The 5,394-nt window shown below is 34.1% G+C and carries 5 protein-coding genes and 1 rRNA gene; 5 read left to right on the forward strand and 1 reads right to left on the reverse strand.

Annotated elements, in window-relative coordinates; all coding sequences use genetic code 11:
- Positions 1-331: 331 nt before the first annotated feature.
- The 5 genes from DN410_RS27625 (at position 332) to uppP (ending at position 4,591) form a co-directional block, all read left to right on the forward strand.
- Complete coding sequence (locus tag DN410_RS27625) at positions 332-1,045, forward strand: response regulator transcription factor (protein WP_098344264.1); 714 nt, start codon at positions 332-334, stop codon at positions 1,043-1,045.
- Positions 1,035-2,048 (forward strand): sensor histidine kinase, encoded by a 1,014-nt coding sequence (locus DN410_RS27630; RefSeq protein ID WP_149178839.1) that lies wholly within the window; start codon positions 1,035-1,037, stop codon positions 2,046-2,048. The genes DN410_RS27625 and DN410_RS27630 overlap by 11 nt, the downstream gene beginning before the upstream one ends.
- Positions 2,049-2,116: 68 nt before the next feature.
- A complete protein-coding gene (locus tag DN410_RS27635) occupies positions 2,117-3,046 on the forward strand; it encodes an ABC transporter ATP-binding protein (protein WP_149178840.1) in 930 nt (309 codons plus the stop codon).
- On the forward strand, positions 3,039-3,776 hold the full coding sequence (locus tag DN410_RS27640) for an ABC transporter permease (protein ID WP_149178841.1): 738 nt from the start codon (positions 3,039-3,041) through the stop codon (positions 3,774-3,776). Before DN410_RS27635 ends, DN410_RS27640 begins: the two co-directional genes overlap by 8 nt.
- A gap of 17 nt (positions 3,777-3,793) precedes the next feature.
- On the forward strand, positions 3,794-4,591 hold the full coding sequence (gene uppP / locus DN410_RS27645) for an undecaprenyl-diphosphate phosphatase UppP (RefSeq protein ID WP_149178842.1): 798 nt from the start codon (positions 3,794-3,796) through the stop codon (positions 4,589-4,591).
- Between the two features lie 651 nt (positions 4,592-5,242).
- Here uppP and rrf read toward each other — a convergent pair.
- A 5S ribosomal RNA gene (gene rrf, locus DN410_RS27650) occupies positions 5,243-5,358 on the reverse strand.
- Positions 5,359-5,394: the final 36 nt, after the last annotated feature.

Genomic DNA, 5,394 nt, shown 5'->3' on the forward strand with positions numbered 1-5,394 from the left:
TAAGTTTTTTTATTTCGTTTATCGCTTTCTGCGTTACTGCATCGGCGACTTGTCTTATATTACACCTCTAAGGTACAATCGTCAATACCTTTTTATAAAGATATTTAATTAAATGTTTTTATGCTCTTTTAGCTAGATACATCCCTACAAAAATTCATTATCGGAAACTACCTTCTGCTTCTCTTTAATTTATTCTTGCAAAACATATTCAATCTAATTTGCGTGGACATTTCCTTCCAAACAAAACTATTAACCTTATTTTAACAAATAATATTATATAATTAGGGGGTTGTCATACTATCAATGAACTCTATTAGAAGCAGGTGAAGATATGAAAGATATACGTATCCTTATAGCAGACGATGATAAAGAAATCCGAAATTTATTAAAAATATATTTGGAACGAGAATTATATATGGTAGATACTGCAATTAATGGCGATGAAGCCTTACAATTATTTAATCAAAACAACTATAACCTCGTTATATTAGACCTTATGATGCCGAAAGTAGATGGTATCGAAGTATGTAGAAAGCTTAGAGATAAAACTAACGTACCGATATTAATGCTAACCGCTAAAGATCATGAAGTTGATAAAATTTTAGGTTTAAGCATTGGTGCTGATGATTACATTACAAAGCCCTTCAGTATTCACGAAGTCATTGCACGTGTAAAAGCTCTTATGCGGCGTTTTTTAGTTCTCGGAAGTAACACTAATATACAAGAGAAAACAACTCTAACTTTTAAAGGACTAACTATCGATTTAAATACATATACAGTTCATACAAACAAAGAAGAAATTAACTTAACCGGAAAAGAACTGGAACTATTAAAATTCTTCACTTCAAATCCAGGGCAAGTATTTACAAAAACACAGCTTTTCCGAAATGTGTGGGACGATAATTATATAGAAGATGACAATACCGTTATGGTACATATTCGAAAACTTAGAAAGAAAATAGAAGTCGATCCTTCCAACCCAAAATTCATTCAAACTGTATGGGGAATTGGTTATAAGTTTGTAGGTGAACAACTTGAAGACTGATAAAACCCTTTTCCTTATTTCATTACAACTTATCATTTGCGGGCTTTTAAACATACAAATGGACCCAAGGATAAAAATGTCTTTATTTATTACCCTTATCTTAATTACAATGTATCTCTTCTTTTCAAGAATACAATTCATTCAGCATCGCAAATCAATAGATACTAAATTAAATCGTGTACTAAAAGGTAATTTACAAACGAGATTATTTACAAGCAATGATCGTTCATTACATAATATCGTTTTTTCAATAAACGAACTAATAGCTGAATTAGAAAAGGTTCGGATTGAAGCAAAGAGGTCTGAGGAATCTAGAAAAAAACTTCTGTCTAGTATCTCGCACGATATACGAACACCACTTACCTCCATTATTGGCTATATCGATGTCTTAAAAGATGGGGTTGCTGCTTCTGAAATAGAAAAGCAAGAATATCTTAAAATACTTTATATGAAATCAAATAACTTAAAGCACCTAGTTGATGAGATATTCAATATGGCAAAGCTAGATGCTAATGAATTTCCACTAAAAGAAGAAAAACTCGACTTTTCTGAAGTTACTAGAGAAGTTTTGATCGAGTTTTTGCCTGAACTATCAAAACATAATATTAAACTGCAAGTTCTCATACCAGAATCTACTTGTCCTATCATCGCAGATCATCTAAGCCTTATGCGGATTATGGGTAATTTAATAAAAAATGCCATTTATTACGGAAGGGATGGAAAAACAATAGGGGTCGAACTACTAGAAACCCATGCAGAATATGAACTTCTTATTTGGGACAAAGGCCCTGGCATTCCAAAACATGATCTACAAAACGTATTTGAGCGAATGTACCGAAGCGAACAATCAAGAAACTCCTCGTTTGGTGGTAGCGGTCTCGGGCTTTCTATTTCTAAAGCACTCGTTGAGAGGAATGGTGGGCATATATGGGTTGAAAGTAGCCCATGGGAACGAACCACTTTTGGCTTTTCCATTCCAAAACACAATACTTTTAAGAAATAGTTAAGAAATGATTAATATGCAGTTAAGCCTTCCTTCTTATCATGTAAGTAAGAACTTATAGAAAGTAGGTGTCTCCTATAAATACAATTATAAAAACGACTAATCTTACTAAAGTATATGGCAATCAAAAATCCGTAGATAATCTAAATATTAACGTTCAACAGGGAGAGATTTATGGATTCATAGGACGTAATGGTGCTGGTAAAACCACAACCATTCGTATGCTACTTAGTCTTATAAAGCCTACAAGTGGAACTATCGAAATATTCGGAGAGGACTTATTTCAAAATCAAAAAGATATTTTAAGTAGAATTGGTTCTATCGTTGAAGTTCCAGGGTTTTATGAAAACTTAACTGCAAAAGAAAACTTATTAATTAACGCAAAGATAATTGGGGTTCACAAAAAGAATGCTATTGAAGAAGCATTAGAAATAGTAGGCTTGCAACATGAAACAAAAAAGTTAGTAGGAAAGTATTCTTTAGGAATGAAGCAGCGCTTAGGAATTGCACGCGCCCTTCTCCATTATCCCGAACTACTCATATTAGATGAACCAACTAACGGACTAGACCCCATCGGCATTAAAGAAATGCGAAAACTTATTCATTCTTTAGCTCAAGAAAGGAATATAACCATACTCATTTCTAGTCACATATTAGCCGAGGTAGAACAGTTAGTCGATCGTATTGGAATTATTCACGAAGGAAAGTTACTAGAAGAAGTTTCTCTTGATACGCTACGCAGAGCAAACCGTAAATACATAGAATTTCAGGTGAATAATGACAATAAGGCTGCGATGCTATTAGAAAATCAATTTCAAATTTTCGATTATGAGGTACATGATGAAGGGAATATTCGCATTTACTCTCATTTCGGGCAACAAGGACACATCAACAGAACATTTGTTCTAAATGATATTGAAGTATTAAAAATGATGATGAGTGAAGACAGATTAGAAGATTATTTCACTAAGCTAGTTGGAGGTGGAACAATTGGTTAACCTACTCTATACAGAACTATTAAAACTAAAACGCTCTAATATGTTTTTAATTAGTATTATTGGGGCTGGTGTCGCACCTTTCTTAGTCGTAGTAGCTTCTTATATACATATAAAAACAAAACAGCCAACTCCGACTATTTGGTTCCATCAATTATTCACTGACGTTAACTTATACACTACTTTAGTTATAGGGTTCCCCTTATATGGAGTAGTAGTTGCTTATCTGTTTACCCGTGAATATGCAGAAGACACATTAAAAAATTTACTAACTATCCCCGTGTCACGCATTAGCTTTATTATAAGTAAGTTCATTATTCTTTTCCTTTGGATCATGATACTAACTTTAGTTGCTTGGTCGCTTACATTAATATTAGGGCTATTGGGGAATTTCCCTGGTTTTAACACTGCTTTACTTTTAGGTTCTTTCCTAAAATTTTTAACCTGTGGTGGACTTCTCTTTCTATTGTCTTCACCTATTGTGCTATTAACTCTTGTAATGAAGAGCTATGTACCGCCTATTATATTAACAGTCATTATTACAATGACTAATCTTATGCTCGTAAATTCCAAACATAAAGATTTATTTCCGTGGACCGCCACTTTAGATATTGCAAATAATGAATTACGATCCACATATCCACCAGAGTATTCTTATATCATCATTGCAGCAACAACGGTTTTCGGATTTATTGCAACACTATTCTATTTTAAGAGAGTAGACATTCATTAATTTATAGGAGTGAAACTATGAGCGATATTATTATTGCCTTTATACTCGGTATCGTAGAGGGGTTAGCTGAATTTTTACCTATCTCTTCTACTGGCCACCTTATATTAGTCGGACATTTATTAGGATTTGAAGGAGAAAGAGCGAAAACGTTTGAAATTGTTATTCAGCTAGGGGCAATTTTAGCTATTGCTATTTTATATCATAAACGTCTCGTTTCTTTATGTAATATTAAACCTCTTCTGCGGAAAGAGAAAAAGTTCAACGCTTTCCATGTATTTCTTGGTGTATTTCCAGCCGTAGTTGCTGGTTTACTACTACATGATGTCATTAAAACATACTTATTCCAGCCATACACTGTTGTGATTGGACTTGTAGCAGGGGCGATTCTTATGATCTTTGCAGAAGTAAAAAAGAAAGATGCAACCGCCTATTCACTGGACGATTTAACATACCGTCAAGCATTAACAATTGGATTATTTCAATGTTTAGCAGTATACCCTGGCTTCTCTAGAGCTGGCTCCACTATCTCTGGAGGTCTATTAGCAAAAGTAAATTATAAGACTGCATCTGAGTTCTCTTTTCTAATAGCTCTTCCTGTAATGGTTGGAGCTACAGGCTTAGACTTACTAAAAAGCTGGAAGTATTTAAGTGTCGATGACATTCCTATGTTTGCAGTAGGGTTCATTACCTCTTTTATAGTAGCAATGCTAGCAGTAGTAACTTTTCTGAAGCTTTTAGAGAAGATAGGTTTAAAACCTTTTGCATACTATCGTATTTTGTTAGCTGTCTTATTTACACTTTTCGTATTGCTATAGATTTATATAAGTCACATATTATTAAACCGATATTCAAGTTGAAATATCGGTTTTTGTCCATTTCACCTATAATATGTTTTACTTGAATATAGCATAGTAGCAATGCACCACCCCCAAATATTCTTCAAGCAATTTTAGCCTTTACCGTACGGCACAATTTAAAAATTAAACATCCCTCTATTAATCGGGATGTCTACTGGACAATGCTGTATAGGGACCGAACATTTTTATAAACCATATTCATTCCACACATACTATCTTTCTTAATTCGCGACACACAGATACAAGTTTCAAATGCGTACAAAGACATAGCATATAAGGACCTTCCCCAAGGATTATATAGAGACTAAAGTATTTATTAAAGTGAGGTAACTGGGATACTTATTGGGGAAACCATAAAAAAACCAGGATCTGTTACAGCTTGGCAATTTGATGCGTTAAAAACAGCAATATGTCCCAGTCACATTTATTATGAATTAGAAACTAAACCAATATCGCCAAATAACGATTATAGTTTTATATTCAATGCGTAGGATGAACCTGTATCCATCATTAAGACATCAGAATACAACGTTCGTCTATAATTGAAACAGTCTAATATTGTTTACTAAACACGAAAAAACACGAGTCAAATGACTCGTGTTTTAAGTTGCTTGGCGACGTCCTACTCTCACAGGGACAAGGTCCCAACTACCATCGGCGCTAGAGAGCTTAACTTCCGTGTTCGGTATGGGAACGGGTGTGACCTCTCTGCCATCATCACCAAACTATGAAGGCATATTCCTTCAAAACTAGATAACATT

Origin of the sequence: Bacillus sp. SH5-2 (assembly GCF_008368905.1) — a bacterium.
GTDB classification, from domain to species: Bacteria; Bacillota; Bacilli; order Bacillales; family Bacillaceae_G; genus Bacillus_A; species Bacillus_A luti.

Coding starts and splice junctions, on each gene's coding strand:
- DN410_RS27625 (WP_098344264.1), top strand. CDS start 332: ATGAAAGATATACGTATCCTTATAGCAGACGATGATAAAGAAATCCGA.
- uppP (WP_149178842.1), top strand. CDS start 3,794: ATGAGCGATATTATTATTGCCTTTATACTCGGTATCGTAGAGGGGTTA.